This window comes from Ruegeria sp. BB10, from assembly GCF_056535725.1.
Genome location: NZ_JBQFIW010000003.1, coordinates 75,936 through 92,601, shown reverse-complemented (window position 1 = coordinate 92,601; position 16,666 = coordinate 75,936). Strand labels below are relative to the sequence as shown.

The window sequence follows — 16,666 nt, the reverse complement described above, 5'->3', positions numbered from 1 at the left end:
AGCCAGCCACATCGCCAAGGGAAAGAGGCTTTAGCGTGCCTGCGCCTGTTCGGCCAAAGCCTGCAGGTCGTCGTGCAGGGTCTTGGCAACCTCGACATAGCCACGTTCGGTGTTGCGGGCCCGCGCGGCAAAGCGCCGTTGCGACGGCAGACGCGCGCCCTGATCGGTGATATCGGCGAACAAACGCTCGGCCCGCGCGTCATTCTCATCGACTCGACCGCCGCTGAATTGCGCAGGATCGAAGGCCAGCAGGATTTCCCCGTGATAAGGTGCGCCGCCGGCGCCATCGGCGAATTCCATGCTTTCCAGACTGGTCAGATCATCGATTAGCGGACCGGCCAGCAGTTCGATCATAATCGACAGGGCCGAGCCCTTGTAGCTGCCAAAGGTTAGCATCGCACCGTCCATCGCGGCCTGTGGATCGGTGGTCGGGTTGCCGTGTTTGTCGATGGCGACACCTTCGGGCAGGGGCTTGCCTGCGCGGTGGTACAGTTCGATCTCGCCCCGGGCAAAGGCGCTGGTGGCGAAATCGAAGGTAAACGGGTCTTTATTCTGGCGAGGCCAACTGAAAGCCAGCGGGTTGGTGCCAAGGCTACCACGCGTGCCGCCGGCCGGGGCAACCCAAGCGTGACTGGGGCCCATCGCCATCGCCGCCAGACCGACCGCGGACAGACGCTCCACCTCGGGCCAGAGTGCCGAGAAATGGAAACACCGGTTGATCGCCATGGCGGCGATGCCGTGGGTGCGGGTTTTCTCGATCAAAACCGGCAGCGCTTTTTCGAACGCCAGCAGGGACATCCCGCCCTGCGCATCAACCCGAACGACTGCGTTATCCGACGGTTCAAGGACTGGCTCTGCATGCCCGTCGATCTGACCCGCATTTATCGTGTCGGCGCACATGAACAGGCGGAACAATCCATGTGATTGGCAATCATCGATTTGACAGGTGGTTAGCGTATCGGCGATCGCTGCGGCATGATCCGGCCCGAAACCAGACGTGGTCAAAATAGAAAGGCTGAGGTCTCGGACTTCGTCCAATGACAGTTTGACCGTTTCGCTCATGCCCTGCGTCTCCCTCATCGTGACTGAGACAAGGGATAGCGTGGCAGAGCGGGCAAAGGAAACCCGGTTTTCGCCGGGTTCGGGATCAGCCCTGCGCTTCGGCCTGCAGATAGGCGATCAGGTTGGTGATATCCTCGTCCTTTTTCAGGCCGGGAAACTGCATCTTGTTACCGGGGATCGTGCCGCGCGGGTCAGACAGGAACGCGGTCAGGGTGTCAGCGGTCCAGACGATGCCCGACTCTTGCAATTGGGCCGAATACCGGAACCCGTCCGCCTGACCGGCTGTAGCGCCGATAACCCCGTGCAGTGACGGACCGACAGTGTGGCGGTCTTGCTCAAGCTTGTGGCAGGCGCTGCATTTGCGGAACACTTTCTTACCCGCCTTGATGTCTCCTTCCACTGCGGCGACGGCAACCGGGGCAGCAGGGGCAACCGCAGCCTGTTCGCCATCCAAGTTGAAGATCAGCCGGGCCGTCACCGGAACCGTGCGAGTGATGCCGGGCAGGCTGGCCAACTCCATCAGTTTGTCGACCCCAGCATTCACGCCTGCGTCTTCGGCGCTGATGAACACCATGTCGTTGGTCGACACCATCACCGAGGACTCAGAAAGGCGGGCCACAAACATCTCGGCATCGAAGGCCACATCCGTTCCAGCCAGGGACAACACGGCCTCGGTATCGACGGTGGTGGTTTCGCCAATACCCAGACTTGAGACTTCGGCCATGTCAAACGTGGCCGTCAGCGCCGCAGTACCTGCTTTGCGAAACACGTACTCGATCATACGTTCGTTACGGATGTCGATATTGGTCTCGACCGAGGACAGGTCGATTTGAATCTCGGCCTTGCCGTCCGGGCTGACATGACCGCTGAGGTTGGTGAAGGAATTGACCTCGCCCACGGTGTCTTTCTTGATGGTCCCATAGGCCAGATGCGATCCTTCGGGGACAAGGGTCCAGCCGTCCGCCAGCGCCGGGGTTGCAACAATTGCCGACGCAATCGTGACTGCCTTCAACAGAAGTTTCATTTCTTTCCTCCTCGGGTTATGTCAGTCCTGACCCCGCGGGCCCGGTCCGTGGAAAGCAAACACACACAGGTCGCGATTTATTCGATGGGTGGTGAGATTAGTTCGGAACAGGCCGTGCGCGGCGCGATCCAGATGCATTCGAAACGCGTCTGGCGGTTTGGGTTGGCACTGTCCGGCGCATCCGACGTGGCCGACGACCTGTTGCAATCCACATGTCTGCGCGCGTTGGAGCGACACCACCAGGTCACGTCACATGACCGGCTGGATAGCTGGCTGATGACGATCTGCCGCTCGATCTGGTTGAATGAGGTACGGGCGCGTTCGGTTCGCAAGGCGCAGGCGCTGTCCGTGACACCCGAAGCAGACTTAATTGCACCCGGAAACGATTCAGAAACGAATATTTTCGCCACTGAAGTGTTTACACAAGTGATGCAGCTGCCAGAGGCGCAGCGGGAGACGGTCGTGCTTGTGTTCGTCGAGGGCTATAGCTACCGCGAAGCTGCCGCGTTGCTGGAGGTGCCGATAGGAACTATCATGAGCCGGTTGTCCAATGCCCGGCAGAAACTGAAAACTGTGATGCAGCATGAGGCGGCAGACACCGTTCGACGGAGTGGCAAATGAAGTTTTCCGACGAGACGCTGTTGGCGTATCTGGAAGGCAAACTGGATGAGGCCGAAGCCGCCGCGATCGAAAGCGCGGTTGAGGCGGATCCCGCATTGGAACAGCGCCTGATGGCGCTGGACCCGTTCGCACCTGTGGTGCAGGCGGTTTTCGAACGTGTGCCAGTGGAAACGCCCCAGGTTGATTTGCCCCAGCCGGTGGTCCCGGTCGTGCGAGCCGGTGGTGGGCTGCGTCTGCTTGCCGTTGCGGCTTCGGTCGCGATCATTGCCGCATCGGCGACCTTTTGGGCGACCCGTCCCGAGCCGCTGGGCTGGGTTCAACAGGCTGCGATTTATCAGTCGTTGTATGTGCCAGAGACGATTGCGTCGCTGGACAGTTCCTCTCAGGCTTTAGACGAGCAGTTCGCACAGGCTGAGGCACAGCTGGGTCGGTCGTTGAACCGCGAAGAGCTTGAAACCCTTCCGGGGATGGAGCTGAAACGCGCGCAGGTCCTGTCATTTAAGGGCAAGCCGTTGGTTCAGGTGGTGTTTGCCGATGCGGAAGGTCGGCCCTTTGCCTTTTGTGTCATCCGACAGGGTGAGGGCGCGCCGAACAAGGACGTGCAACAGGCCGTGCTGAGCGGATTGGCCACAGCCAACTGGGCGCGGGACGGATATGGCTACATGCTGATCGGCAGCAACGATCAGACTGATCTGAGCGGTCAGCTGGATTTTCTTACTGAAAGATTTGCGGGTTAAACGCGTAATGCGCAAAAACGCCTTGTGAAGCGAGGCAAATCCTCGAAATATAATGGGTATGAAGAAAAAGCCCGTCATGCCTGATCCGGATGAGGACGCCGATGCGGTAGGCCCTCCCAGTATCTATGATGTGGACCCGCCCGAAGACGATGACTTGTGGTTTCTGCCGCCCGAGGATGAAGAGGCGGTCGAGGATTTTTTGCCCCCGGGCCCGAAAGTGGATCGCCGTTTGCTGTTCGATCCGCGCGATTGGCGTGCGGCTCAGGCCGAGCTGTCTTTTGAACTGGCCGACCTGGCGGCAATTTTCGGTGCTTTGGATGAGAGGTTGCGGGCCGGGCCGGATGGATGGACGCATCGGCTGGCGCTGATGGATGTATCCGATCTGGGCTGGTGGACCGGGGACCGGATCAGTGTTGACCGGCTGGCGTTGTGGACCGGTCTGCGGATCGGTGCAACCGGTGATGACGTTCAGGCTTTGTTTCGGGCCGGTTGGGCGGTACGGCGTTTAATTTCCGGACCGGGCCCGTCTTCGGATGGGTGGGAAATTGGCCTGACCGCCTTTTTGGATCGCATGGCGCAAGGTATCGAAGACATCCCCGAGGCAGTGGCCGATCTGGTAGAAGTGATGCGCAATGCCGAAGGCTTGCATCCGGTGACGCAAGCGGCCATGGGGTTCCATGCCTGGCGCGCGCTGTCTCAGGGGATCGGGCAGGATACCGAAGCCGCAATTATCGCGGCCCGCCACGCGGCAACGATGGGGCGGGGCGGGGCGACGTTCATGCCTTTGGCGCTGTCTGGTCCCGGGGCGCTGCGCGGAGTTGGCGAGGTAGACGAAAAGCTTTCGGCCTGGATCAGAGGGGCAGGGCAGGCAACCTTAGCCGCGCTGATGCATCTTGATCGGGTCAGCGCTTGGGAACACCGCGCGCGCGAGGCAACCAGCGGGCTGAGCGGGCGGACACCGCCTTTGTTGATCGACGTTCTGACTGCCTGGCCCATGGTTTCGGCCCCACTGGCCGAGGAACTGACAAAAGCGTCACGTGCAGCAGTACAGCGCAATATCGACCGGTTCACCCGGCGCGGCCTGATCCGCGAGGTGACAGGGCAGGGGCGTTACCGGGTCTGGACCGCCGCATTGTGATCCAGCAGCCATTCGCGAAAGGCACGCGCCGGTGGCCGCAGGGCTGCGCGGGATGGATAGACCAGATGGTAGGTTTCGTGACCTGCCACTTGAATGTCGGGCAGGCAGGGGACAAGGCCCGACATTTCCATGATCCGATCTGATGCGGGCGCGCGGGCCAGTGCGATGCCACCGCCGCTGGCCGATATCTCGGCCGCTATCAGGGAGTTATCCGCAAAGAAAAACCGCGCCTGACCTGTAGGCAGACGTAAGGTCTCGAACAGATGCAGCCAACTGGCGCGGTGAGTCGAAACCTCGATCAAAGGGAAACGGAACAGATCTTGGGGGTGGTGAATCTGATTGGCGATATCTGGCGGGGCTACGGGATACAGGCGTTCATGCAACAACACATCACTGTCCGCGCCATAGAGTGTCGGATTGCCGAAAACGATCTGCAAATCGGTGAACTGGTTGGCGAAATCTGAAACCAGATTGCCGGTGGTCAAGGACAGGCTGATCTGCGGATGCGACGCGTGAAAATCTGGCAGCCCACCGGCCAGAATGCCGTGCGCATAAAGCAGAATAGATTGCACAAACAACCGCTGTTCCCGGGTTTCGCCGAACAGCCCCGTAGTGGCGGTTTCCAACATCAGCAGCGATTGTTGAACCGACGGCAGATAGGCCCGCCCCGCCTCGGTCAGGGTTACGGCATGGGCGTGGCGGTGAAACAGCGGCGTGCCCAATCGCGTTTCCAGCGCTTTCACCTGCTGGCTGACGGCTGCAGCCGACATGTTCAACTGCGTGGCCGCGCGGGCAAAGCTTTCGGTGCGGGCCGCGGCCTCGAACACGCGCAGCCAGTTGAGCGAGGGCATACGGGACGACATGAGAATAGGCTAAGCTGAACTTAGTCTAACGGGCAAGAGGTTGCGCGCTGACCTTGTGGCGTTCCGGCCTATCCTGCGTGAACGATCATTCAAGAGGTGCCTCATGCCGCAATCATCTAATTCACCCCACGCCTTGACGGTGAACCAGTCCAAGAAATACTGGGAAGACGGATTTCTGTTCCCTCTGACGGTTTTTTCTCCCGATGAGATCGCCGAAATCCGCGCGGAATTCGAACAACTCGAGACCGACTGGCTATCCGCAGATCTGCCTTTGCCATTGAACACCTACAAGCGTGTAAACGCACATCTGGTCATACCTTTGGCCGCGAGGGTGGCACAGGACCCACGGGTATTGGATGTGGTCGAAGGCGTATTGGGGCCGGATATCATGGTCTGGTCCGCCGAGTTTTTCGTCAAAGAGGCCCATACCGAACACACGGTGGGCATGCATCAGGATCTGACCTATTGGGGCATGGGTGAGACACCGGATCAAGTGACCGCCTGGATCGCGCTGTCCCCGGCCACGGTCGAAAGCGGTTGTATGGATTTCGTACAGGGCAGTCATAAAAACCCGATCCTGCCGCATAACGACACCTATTCCGACACAAACCTGTTGTCGCGCGGGCAGGAAGTCGCCGTTGATGTCGCAGACGAAGACAAAACCCATATCGAACTTGCCCCCGGGCAAATGTCGCTGCATCACGGGCTGACTATTCATGGCTCGGGTCCGAACCGATCCGGTGATCGCAGAATTGGTCTGGCGATCCGCTATCTCAACCCCAACGCCCGGCAACTGGTCGCGGATCGTGACTATGCCATGTTGGTGCGCGGTCAGGACGAACGGTCAAACTTTGTTCATGTCGCCCTCCCGAGCGCGGCGTTCTCTGAACAATCGCTGGCTCTATATGAACAAGTACGCCGGGATCAGAGCAAAGCGCTGGCGGATGGTGCAAAAAGCGATGTGCCGCTCTACGGGACGTCCTGACGTTAAATAGTGACGCATACGCAGGCTGGCGGTTAATAGCCGCCAGTATTTTCAGTGATTTAATGCGTTGGGTTGCATTCTGCGAGTTCTTGCTGTTTCTGAGGTGGAAAAGATGCACACAGTATTTCGTGGGAAAATAAGATGACGAAAAAGGCGTTGATTACAGGTATTACCGGGCAGGATGGGTCCTATCTGGCCGAATTCCTGCTGGAAAAAGGGTATGAAGTTCATGGGATTAAGCGCCGGGCGTCGTCCTTTAACACGCAGCGGATCGACCACATTTATCAAGATCCTCATGACCCCAACCCCAAATTGCACCTGCATTACGGCGATCTGAGCGACACGTCGAACCTGACGAGAATCATTCAGGAGGTGCAGCCGGACGAAGTTTACAACCTGGGTGCGCAGTCGCATGTGGCGGTCAGCTTTGAATCTCCGGAATACACGGCAGATGTAGACGCCATCGGAACCCTGCGCCTGCTGGAAGCGATCCGTTTTCTGGGGCTGGAGAAAAAAACGCGGTTCTATCAGGCGTCCACGTCCGAGCTGTATGGTCTGGTCCGGGAAACGCCGCAACGTGAGACGACCCCGTTCCACCCCCGTTCGCCATACGCGGTGGCCAAACTGTATTCTTATTGGATCACCGTCAACTATCGCGAAGCCTATGGTATGTATGCCTGCAACGGCATCCTGTTTAACCATGAAAGCCCGCGCCGTGGCGAAACCTTTGTGACCCGCAAGATCACCCGCGGTCTGGCCAATATCGCGCAAGGTCTCGAAGATTGCCTTTACATGGGCAATATCGACAGCCTGCGGGATTGGGGCCACGCGAAAGACTACGTGCGGATGCAGTGGTTGATGCTACAGCAGGACAATCCCGAAGATTTCGTAATTGCTACCGGCGTGCAATATTCGGTCCGCCAATTCATCGAATGGTCCGCTGCCGAGTTGGGTATCACGTTGGAATTCTCGGGCGACGGCGTGGATGAAATCGCAACCGTCACGTCAATTGAAGGGGACAACGCGCCAGCTTTGAAACCTGGCGACGTGATCATGCGCATCGACCCGCAATATTTCCGCCCGGCCGAGGTGGAAACGCTGTTGGGCGATCCCTCGAATGCGAAAACCAAGCTGGGCTGGGAACCCGAACTGACCGTGCAGGAAATGTGCGCCGAGATGGTTGTCGAAGACCTGAAAACCGCGAAACGTCATGCGCTGTTGAAAGAGCATGGTTACGAACTGCCGGTAAGTCTGGAAAACGGCTGAGGAACACGACATGCGCAAGATTTACGTAGCAGGTCACCGCGGCATGGTAGGTGGCGCAATTCTGCGCCGTTTGCAGGATCGTCAGGCAGCCGGCGAAGCGCTTGAGCTGATCACGCGTACACATTCCGAAGTAGATCTGACCGATCAGGCCGCCGTGCGCGACTTTATGCAGGCTGAACGCCCGGATGTCGTGATCCTTGCCGCGGCCAAGGTGGGGGGCATCCACGCCAACAATACCTACCCGGCGGATTTCATCTACGACAACCTGATGATCGAATGTAATGTGATCCATCAGGCCTTTGCCGCTGGGGTGAAACATCTTCTGCAATTGGGCAGTTCGTGCATCTACCCGCGTGCCGTGCCACAGCCGATGCGCGAGGATGCTTTGCTGACAGGAGTGCTGGAACCCACAAACGAGCCCTACGCTGTTGCCAAGATCGCCGGGATCAAACTGTGTGAAAGCTATAATCGGCAGCACGGGGTCGATTACCGCTCGGTCATGCCCACGAACCTGTATGGTCCGGGTGACAATTTCCACCCCGAAAACAGCCATGTCCTGCCCGCCCTGATCCGCCGGTTCCACGAGGCGCAGCGCGATGGTTTGGACGAAGTTGTGATCTGGGGTACCGGCAAACCCCGCCGCGAATTTCTGCATGTGGACGATATGGCCGAGGCATCGCTGTTCGTGCTCGACCTGCCGCGCGATGTCTATGAGGCGAACACCCAACCGATGCTGAGCCACATTAACGTGGGCTGTGGCGAGGATATCTCCATCGCGGAACTGGCGGCGTTGGTGGCCAAAACAACTGGCTACACCGGGCGGATAATTCAGGATGTCAGCAAACCGGACGGCACCATGCGCAAGCTGATGGATGTGTCCCGTCTTGCCGACATGGGCTGGCGCGCGCGCGTTGGGCTGGAAGACGGCATTCGCGAAACCTATGCCTGGTTCCTGGATCAGGCAGCGGCGGATTTGCGGGCTAAGTAACTGCCCAGGTCGGGACCTGGGCAGTTCGTTCCGTCAGAACCAGCGGCCAATGGCAATGGCCGTTGGTGTCAGCGCCGTCGCATCGCTGTTGGCGGCCAAAATCTTGAAACCTACCTGCGTTTCGGTCGGGGCTTCAAAGCCGATGAACCGATTGCTGGCCCCTCCGCTGCCACTGACCGAAATGGTTGAACCGGTTGCAAAAGTCATCGGGAAATCCCAAACCGCCACGTCGCCTGCGAAAAGCGCGCCCTCAGCATTTATACAGCCCGTTGCGGGTAGGGTGACGGTGCAAATCTGCGTTCCATCCGCAAAACGCACGTAGTCGCCATTGGGGGTTGAGCCCCGCTCGATCACCGCTCCGTCTGGTACACCGCCATTTTCGGAAACGGACCCTAACAGGTTGCCAGGGCCATAACCGTAGTCAGCCCGCATCAGGCGCCCGGGTGTCGTGTCTTCAGGGCTGGCTTGAATTGCTGCGCCATCTGCAATGCCGGTCGTGGGGTCAAAGCTTAGTGCGTCGGTCCAGGTGCTGCCGTTGGGTGAAACCTTGATTGCAAAGCTGGTATTGCCCGACAAACCCATTTCGGCATGGCCAGTCCAGTTGGATTGAAACAGCACTGACGTGGTGTCGCCTGCACCGGCCTTGTTGATTTTCAGCTGGTGCCCACCGCCTTCGTGGCTGAGCAATGTGGCCGGAGATCTTACCGACAGGCGGTTCGTGCTGTCATAGCTTGTGGCGATACCCACTCCGTCCAAATTCTGCGTCGCCACCGGGGGATCGATCCAGGCCCCACCGTCCCAGACTTTCATTTGACCGGTGCTTTCATCCCATGCGCGCCAGCCTGTCCCGGGCGCGGCGAAATACCAGGCGTTGTCCTGCCAAGTAGCCAACATTCCGGTCTGACCCGTCCAATCCCCTGTTGGTGCGTTGCCCAATGCGTGAACCTCGCCCTGGTCTGGAACGGCAGGTGGAGTCGACGCGTTTGTCGAGGCCAGGCTCAGCTGGGTAACAACATCCAGCTGTCGCAGCGCCTCGTTATGGGTGACGTGTTTCTGGGCCTGTGAGGGTTGCAAAAATGGAAGGCTCAATCGGGGTGAATTTTGTGGCACGTGCGTCCTCCTGTGGCTGTCGGTCCGACAATTGCATTGCGCGCCACATTGCCTTTTGATGGATGAATTCCGTCTGACCGTGCCGGACGCCCGAAAAACCAATTGCTTACTTTTCAGAAGCATCAAAAAAGCCGAGGCGCTGAGCGCCCCGGCTTGTGGAAATGCCGTGCCGAGGAAAACCCCGGTCGATGTGTCGTCAGATGTTGTTACTGAGCAGCCTGATCCGTCGCCACAACGTCACGCAGATACTGGCTCAGATCCTCGCGCAAGTCCTGGCGGGCCAGCGCAAAGGCTACCGTGGCCTGCAGGAACCCTGATTTTGAGCCGCAGTCGAACCGCTGTCCGTTGAATTTGTACCCAAAGACCGGCACGCCATTGCCAATATCTTCGGCGATCGCGTCGGTCAGTTGAATCTCACCACCGCTGCCTCTTTTCAGTTGGTTCAGATTGTACAAAACCGACGGCCCCAACACATAGCGGCCGATAACGGCCAGATTCGAGGGCGCATCCTCGGGCTTGGGTTTTTCGACCATGCCGCGGGCGCGTACGACCGTTCCGATATTTTCACCTACGTCCAACACACCGTAAGCGCTGGTCTTGTCTTCGGGAACCTCCATGGCTGCCACCATGTTGCCACCGGTTTCTTCATAGGCTTCGATCATTTGCTGCAGGCAAGGCTTGTCGGCGGCAATCACGTCGTCGGGCAACATTACCGCGAAAGGCTCGTCGCCGATCAGGCGACGGGCGCACCAGACCGCGTGACCCAGACCCAGCGCTTTGTGCTGACGGATATAGGCAATCGCGCCACTTTCCATATTGGTGGCGTTCAGCGTTTCCAGCAGGTCTTCCTTGCCTTTGGCTTTCAGCTCCTGCTCAAGCACCAAGTTGTGGTCGAAATAGTCTTCTAGTGCAGACTTGCCGCGAGAGGTCACGAAAATGAATTCAGTGATGCCGGCGGCACGCGCTTCGTCGATGGCGTATTGTACCAACGGGCGGTCGACCAACGTCATGATCTCTTTCGGGACCGACTTTGTCGCGGGCAGGAACCGCGTACCAAGCCCTGCGACGGGGAAGATCGCCTTTGTGACCTTACGTGTCATTTGACCTCTCAAGTTACTAAAACAATGTCTGACTGTTAGCGTACTACGCGGGTCTCTTAGGCGCTGTGGTCCGAACAATCAACGCTCTGTAACAACCAACGTATCATTCGCAAAGGATGGTGCCACCCGGTGCGGTAGAAGTCAAAAAGATCGGGATTTACCCTGCGCGACATTGCGGATTTCTGCCCTTATCTGCAGCAGAAACGGATATCTGCCTGCCTTAGATCCGCCTTGCCGACAGTTGCCGTAGTCACTGGGTCCAATTCAAACCCCGAAGCCGGGTGAACGGCTTCGGGGCAGCAGGGTCAGGCCCCGTTCATGATGATTTCCAGCGGGTCGTGTTCGGCCACGAAATGATCCGGCGTCACCTCGCTCAGCTGCGGCACATAATCGGTCTGACCTTCGGCCAACCGGCTGGGAAGAAACCGCAATGCGGCTTTGGGATCCATGGGTGAGGGCAGTTCACCAGGCAGCTTCAACCGCTGACGGCTGCGTTCCACATCCGGGTCAGGAATTGGAACCGCCGAGATCAGGGATTTCGTGTAAGGGTGGATCGGGTCGGAACAGATCACCTCTCCATCCCCCAGCTCGACTATTCGGCCAAGATACAGAACCATGATCCGGTTCGAGACCGCACGTACCACAGACAGGTCGTGGCTGATGAAGATCATCGACAGGCCAAACTCCTGTTGCAGTTCACGCAACAATTCCACGATTTGCGCTTGAATGGACACATCCAGCGCCGAAACCGCCTCATCACAGATGATCAACTTGGGTTTATTGATCATCGCCCGTGCAATGCCGACCCGCTGGTTTTGCCCGCCGGACAGCTCATGCGGATAACGGTTGATCATGTTGGCCTTCAGACCAACCCGTTCCATCATGTCGGCGACCATTTCCTTGCGTTCCCGATCCGTCAGATCGGGGCGGTAGGTCCTGAGCGGTTCCGCGATAGACGCCGAGATCGTCATCCGCGGGTCGAGGCTGGCCAGCGGGTCCTGAAACACGATCTGCAAGTCTTTGCGGTATTTGTTCAGCTCGGCCCGTTTTAACCCGACAATGGGATGGCCCAGCCAGCTGACATTGCCACCGCTGGGCTCGATCAGTTGAAGAACCGCCCTTGCTAGAGTGGATTTTCCACAGCCAGATTCGCCTACAACACCCAGTGTTTCACCTTTGCGGATGTCAAAACTGACGCCATCGACCGCCTTCAATGGCACCTTGCGTCCAAATATGCCACCCGGCACGTGGATCGGGAAATGGACCTTGACGTCATCAACTTTCAACAGCGGGTCTTCGACCTTGTCCAAAGCCTTCGGCGCATCGCCAGCATCGATCCGCGGCATCGCCTCTAGCAGAGTACGGGTGTATTCGTGCTGCGGTGCGCGGAAGATTTCGCGCGTGTCTCCGGCCTCGACAAACTGACCCAGACGCATGACCTGAATGCGATCGCACATCCGCGCAACAACGCCCATGTCATGGGTGATCAGGGCAATCGCCGTGCCTTCGTCCTTTTGCAGGCGCACCATCAGGTCGAGAATGTCGGCCTGCACAGTGACGTCCAGCGCCGTGGTCGGTTCATCCGCGATCAGCAGCTTGGGATTGCACAGCATCGACATTGCAATCATCACGCGCTGACGCATACCGCCCGACAATTCGTGCGGGTATTGATCCAGCCGCCGTTTTGCCTCGGGGATGCGGACGCGATCCAGCCATTCCAGACAGCGAGCCCGAGCTGCGGACCCTTGCAGCCCTTCATGTACCTGCAGAACCTCTCGCATTTGCTGACCGATCCGCAGATGCGGTGTCAGCGCGGTCAGTGGGTCCTGAAAGATCATGCCGACATCATCGCCACGGATCTTGTTCAGCTTGTTGATAGGCAGGTTCAGGATTTCCTTGCCGTTTAGAGTAGCGGACCCCATGGCCCGCCCGGCAGGCGGCAACAATCCCATCGCGGCCATGAAGGTCTGGCTTTTGCCTGACCCGCTTTCACCCACGATGCCAAGGCATTCGCCCGGATTGATGTCGAAACTGATGCCTTTGACGGCCTCGACCACACCATCTGGCGTATTGAACTGGACGCTCAGGTCCTTAACAGAGAACAGGCTCATATCAGCGATCCTTCGGGTCCAGAGCGTCACGCAAACCATCGCCGATGAAGAACATCGAGATGATGATGGCGACATAGATTGTCAGCGGGTACATCAACTGCCACAGCGTCCCGTAAGCCATCGTTCCTGCGCCTTCGGCAATCAAACGACCCAAGGACGTGTAGGGTTCCGAAATGCCCAATCCAAGAAACGAGATGAAGCTTTCCATCAGGATCATTTCCGGCACCAACAACGAGGCATAGACGATTACCACACCCAAAAGGTTTGGCAGGATATGGCGATACATGATGGTGAACTCGCTGACACCAGCTGCACGGGCGGCCTCAATGAACTCGCGGTTTTTCAGGGTCAGGGTTTGCCCCCGAACGATCCGCGCCATGGTTAGCCAGCCCACCGCGCCAAGTGCGATGAACAACATGAAGAACGACCGCCCCGCCACGACCAGCAGCAAGATGACGATCAATGTGGCCGGGATCGCCAGCAGGATGTCGACAAACCGCATCATGACACCGTCGGTGCGCCCGCCGATATATCCGGCGGCGATACCGTAGCAGGTTCCGACAATCAGTGCGGTTGCCGCCCCGATAAGCCCGACCAGCAGCGATGTTGTAGTGGCCTGAATGACGCGGCTGTAAAGGTCGCGTCCCAGATCGTCGACGCCGAAATAGTGCCCGGTTTCGATTGAGGGCATGCCCATGCCAGCCACGTCCCCCATAACGTTCCAGTCGATTTCCTCGTTGCTCCAGACGGCGAAATATGGGCCAAAGATTGTGAACAGGACGATCATGGTCAGAATGAAGACGCTGGCCATTGCGGCTTTGTTTCGAACAAAACGCATCCGTGCGTCTTGCCACAGCGAACGTCCCTGAATAACCGTGTAGTCAGTTACGTCTCCGGCCAACTGAGCGGCTTTCTGTGATTTTCCAAGCATTGCCAGCCCCTCAGTACCGGATTTTCGGATCGAACCAAGCATAGGCCAGGTCGGTCAGCAAGTTCACGACAACGGTCAGCGCGCCATAAAGGATCGTGACGCCCAACAGCACGGCATAGTCCCGCGACAGGGCCGAGCCGACATAGGCCTGACCTAATCCACCGGTCGAGAAATAGATGTCGACAAAGACAGAACCGGTCAGCACGTAGACAAAGACCGGCCCAAGATAGGACACAACAGGCAGAAGGGTCGGCTTCAACGCATGGCGCCAGATCACGGTTCTGGTCGGCAGGCCCTTGGCACGCGCGGTGCGTATGAAGTTCGAGTTCAGAACCTCAAGCATCGACGACCGTGTAATCCTTGCAATTGACCCCATGTAGGAAGTCGCCAGCGCAATGACCGGCATGATCAGATATTGCCACTGACCACCATTCCAACCACCGCCGGGCAGCAGCCCCAGCCACAGGGTGAAAGTCAGGATAAGGATCGGGCCCATGATGAAGTTCGGTAGCGCCTGCGCAGCAATGCCCAGACCCACGGCGAAATAGTCGATCCAGCTGTTGTGCTTGATTGCGGCGGCGATCCCCAGACCCACACCAACGGTGGTAGCAACCAGGAACGACAGCGACCCATAGGTCAGCGAGATTGGAAAACCCTGTGCGATGATGTCGTTCACATCGCGGTCCTTGAACTTGAAGGACGGGCCGAAATCGAAATGCACGACGATGTTATAGAGGTAATCCCACAACTGTTTCCACAGCGGTTGATCCAGCCCATAGCGGGCCTCGATATTGGCCAGAACCGCCGGTGGCAGAGGCCGTTCCGAGGTAAAGGGCCCACCGGGCGCGAAGTGCATAAGAAAGAAACAGGCGACGATCAGCAACAGGATCGTCGGTATGGCGACCAGCAGTCGCCGTAGACTATAGGCAAGCATTTCATGCCCCCATGTTTATTGGCCCTGCCCCGGTTGCATCCGGGACAGGGCGAGGTTCAAAGACGATTACTCGGCGCGTTTGTAGAGGTTCTTCGAGTACCAGTTCTGCTCGACATTGTTGATCGGCCAGTTCCCTACGTCGGTGTCCATCATGTAGACGCCAGCATAGTGGTAAATCGGGATCACAGGCGTTTCCTGTGCAATGATCCGCTCAACCTCGGTGTATAGAGGTGCAGGATCGTCCGAGGTTTTGGCTTCGGCCAGTAGCTCGTCAACGCGGGCGTTGTTGTACTTGCCGTCGTTATAGCCTGATTGCGATTGCAGCAGGTCCAGGAAGGTGGAGGCCTCGTTATAGTCGCCACACCATGCGCCGCGGGCCAGATCGAAGTTCTGGTTGCCGCGCTCTTCCAGGAAGACTTTCCATTCCATGTTGGCCAGCTCGACATTCACGCCCAGTTTCTGTTTCCACATCTGGCTCAGCGCCACGGCGACTTTCTTGTGATCTTCGTTGGTGTTGTAGACCATCTCAAAGCTCAGCGGATTGTCGGGGCCGTAACCGGCACCGGCCAGCAGTTCTTTAGCCAGTTCATCCCGCTCGGGCTGAGTCATCGAGGCCATCTCGACCTCGGGGACCGTGAATCCAGCGGTCGCTTCGGGAGCGAAAGTGTAAGCCTGCGGCTGGCCACCAGCCATGACTTTTTCGGTGATGATCTCGCGATCAACGGCCAGTGACAGTGCCTGGCGGACATTAGGGTCCTTGAACGCTTCGGGACCGTCTTCCGTCAGGTTGAATGTGTAATAGTAGTTACACAGGCGCGGGAAGCTGATGGCCTGATCCGGGTGTTCCTGGCTCATGCGGGGAAACTGCCCTGCGGGAACTTCGGTGCGGTCCAGTTCGCCAGCCAGATAGCGGGTCAAAGCGACGTTTTCGTCGTTGATGACCAGCGTCACGACTTTGTCCAAGATCGTGTTTTCATTATCCCAATACATCTCGTTACGTTCACGGACCGAGCGTTCCTGCGGCAGGTGTTCGGTCCAGATATAGGCACCGTTCGAGACGATGTTTTCGGGCCGGGTCCAGGCGTCACCATGTTCCTCGATCACTTTCTGCGGGGCCGGGAAGGTGGTGGAGTGCGTGGTCATCTGCGGGAAATAGGGCAGGGGCGCGCTCAGAGTGACTTCCAGAGTGTGATCGTCGAGGGCTTTGACGCCCAACTCGTCAATAGGCTTGTTCCCGGCAATAATTTCAGCAGCATTCTCGATCGACATCAGCTCCATGAACCAGGCGTAGGGCGAAGACAGTGCGGGATCGACAGCGCGTTTCCAGGCATAAACAAAATCACCTGCTGTCACCGGGTCGCCATTCGACCACTTGGCGTTGTCGCGCAGGGTAAAGGTATAAACGTCTTTGGTGTCGTTGGTGGTATAGCCGGTGGCGACGCCCGGAACCAGATTGCCGTCTTCGTCCTGGTTCATCAGACCTTCAAACAGGTCGCGGGTAATCTCAGCGCCATAGGTATCCTCAACAACCTGCGGATCGACCGAGCTGTGCTCATCGCCAAGGCGGTAGATAAAGGTCTGGTCATCCGCCAGCGCCTCGCCGGTTGTGGGATGGGTGCCCGCAGCAAAGGCGGCACCGGTGATCATGGTCGAGGTCAAAAGCCCCGCCAGAGATGTACGCATATACTTGTTCATGTTTTTCTACTCCCGTTTTTAGGGGTCCGGCACGCGCATCCTTTCAGGATGGGTACAGGCCACCTTGTTTGTCCGACCCTGAACAAGACCAAGACGGGTTC

Annotated in this window: 15 protein-coding genes; 6 read left to right on the top strand and 9 right to left on the bottom strand. The window is 58.2% G+C overall.

Annotated features, from left to right (window positions below):
- Window positions 1-30: 30 nt before the first annotated feature.
- Entirely contained in the window at window positions 31-1,062 is a 1,032-nt protein-coding gene (locus ACR3EP_RS20650; RefSeq protein ID WP_170376969.1) for an Ldh family oxidoreductase, read from the bottom strand.
- A gap of 85 nt (window positions 1,063-1,147) precedes the next feature.
- Window positions 1,148-2,086: a c-type cytochrome gene (locus tag ACR3EP_RS20645; protein WP_480639268.1), complete on the bottom strand. Its 939-nt coding sequence runs from the start codon at window positions 2,084-2,086 to the stop codon at window positions 1,148-1,150.
- 48 nt (window positions 2,087-2,134) lie between these two features.
- On the opposite strand from ACR3EP_RS20645, the gene ACR3EP_RS20640 reads away from it, so the two are divergent.
- From ACR3EP_RS20640 to ACR3EP_RS20630, 3 genes are read left to right on the top strand one after another with little or no spacing between them, the layout of a single operon-like run.
- Window positions 2,135-2,707, top strand: coding sequence for an RNA polymerase sigma factor (locus tag ACR3EP_RS20640; protein WP_226689425.1), 573 nt, complete (start codon window positions 2,135-2,137; stop codon window positions 2,705-2,707).
- Window positions 2,704-3,444 (top strand): hypothetical protein, encoded by a 741-nt coding sequence (locus ACR3EP_RS20635; RefSeq protein WP_480639267.1) that lies wholly within the window; start codon window positions 2,704-2,706, stop codon window positions 3,442-3,444. The genes ACR3EP_RS20640 and ACR3EP_RS20635 overlap by 4 nt, the downstream gene beginning before the upstream one ends.
- A 58-nt stretch (window positions 3,445-3,502) precedes the next feature.
- Window positions 3,503-4,582, top strand: coding sequence for a helix-turn-helix domain-containing protein (locus ACR3EP_RS20630; RefSeq protein WP_480639358.1), 1,080 nt, complete (start codon window positions 3,503-3,505; stop codon window positions 4,580-4,582).
- On the opposite strand, the gene ACR3EP_RS20625 is transcribed toward ACR3EP_RS20630, so the two are convergent.
- Window positions 4,555-5,445 carry a LysR family transcriptional regulator gene (locus ACR3EP_RS20625; RefSeq protein WP_480639266.1) on the bottom strand — a complete coding sequence of 297 codons (891 nt, stop codon included), beginning with the start codon at window positions 5,443-5,445 and terminating at the stop codon, window positions 4,555-4,557. The two genes, ACR3EP_RS20630 and ACR3EP_RS20625, sit on opposite strands and share 28 nt — an antisense overlap.
- A 103-nt stretch (window positions 5,446-5,548) precedes the next feature.
- Here ACR3EP_RS20625 and ACR3EP_RS20620 point away from each other — a divergent pair, with 103 nt between their 5' ends.
- The 3 genes from ACR3EP_RS20620 (at window position 5,549) to fcl (ending at window position 8,684) form a co-directional block, all read left to right on the top strand.
- Window positions 5,549-6,430: a phytanoyl-CoA dioxygenase family protein gene (locus ACR3EP_RS20620; RefSeq protein ID WP_480639265.1), complete on the top strand. Its 882-nt coding sequence runs from the start codon at window positions 5,549-5,551 to the stop codon at window positions 6,428-6,430.
- A gap of 141 nt (window positions 6,431-6,571) precedes the next feature.
- Window positions 6,572-7,696, top strand: a complete 1,125-nt coding sequence (gene gmd, locus ACR3EP_RS20615) for a GDP-mannose 4,6-dehydratase (protein WP_480639264.1) — start codon at window positions 6,572-6,574, stop codon at window positions 7,694-7,696.
- Window positions 7,697-7,706: 10 nt separating this feature from the next.
- A complete protein-coding gene (gene fcl / locus ACR3EP_RS20610) occupies window positions 7,707-8,684 on the top strand; it encodes a GDP-L-fucose synthase (protein WP_480639263.1) in 978 nt (325 codons plus the stop codon).
- 33 nt (window positions 8,685-8,717) lie between these two features.
- On the opposite strand, the gene ACR3EP_RS20605 is transcribed toward fcl, so the two are convergent.
- The 6 genes from ACR3EP_RS20605 to ACR3EP_RS20580 all read right to left on the bottom strand — a co-directional run bounded on the left by ACR3EP_RS20605 (window position 8,718) and on the right by ACR3EP_RS20580 (window position 16,565).
- Window positions 8,718-9,794 carry a DUF2793 domain-containing protein gene (locus tag ACR3EP_RS20605; protein WP_480639262.1) on the bottom strand — a complete coding sequence of 359 codons (1,077 nt, stop codon included), beginning with the start codon at window positions 9,792-9,794 and terminating at the stop codon, window positions 8,718-8,720.
- A 206-nt stretch (window positions 9,795-10,000) separates the two neighbouring features.
- The gene (galU, locus tag ACR3EP_RS20600) at window positions 10,001-10,894 is read right to left on the bottom strand and encodes a UTP--glucose-1-phosphate uridylyltransferase GalU (RefSeq protein ID WP_170349981.1); all 894 of its coding nucleotides are present in this window, start codon (window positions 10,892-10,894) and stop codon (window positions 10,001-10,003) included.
- A 305-nt stretch (window positions 10,895-11,199) separates the two neighbouring features.
- Window positions 11,200-13,005 (bottom strand): ABC transporter ATP-binding protein, encoded by a 1,806-nt coding sequence (locus ACR3EP_RS20595; RefSeq protein WP_480639261.1) that lies wholly within the window; start codon window positions 13,003-13,005, stop codon window positions 11,200-11,202.
- Window position 13,006: 1 nt separating this feature from the next.
- Window positions 13,007-13,936, bottom strand: a complete 930-nt coding sequence (locus tag ACR3EP_RS20590) for an ABC transporter permease subunit (RefSeq protein ID WP_170349983.1) — start codon at window positions 13,934-13,936, stop codon at window positions 13,007-13,009.
- Window positions 13,937-13,946: 10 nt separating this feature from the next.
- On the bottom strand, window positions 13,947-14,870 hold the full coding sequence (gene oppB, locus ACR3EP_RS20585; RefSeq protein WP_170349984.1) for an oligopeptide ABC transporter permease OppB: 924 nt from the start codon (window positions 14,868-14,870) through the stop codon (window positions 13,947-13,949).
- 66 nt (window positions 14,871-14,936) lie between these two features.
- Window positions 14,937-16,565, bottom strand: a complete 1,629-nt coding sequence (locus ACR3EP_RS20580; protein WP_170376949.1) for a peptide ABC transporter substrate-binding protein — start codon at window positions 16,563-16,565, stop codon at window positions 14,937-14,939.
- Between the last annotated feature and the right edge of the window lie 101 nt (window positions 16,566-16,666).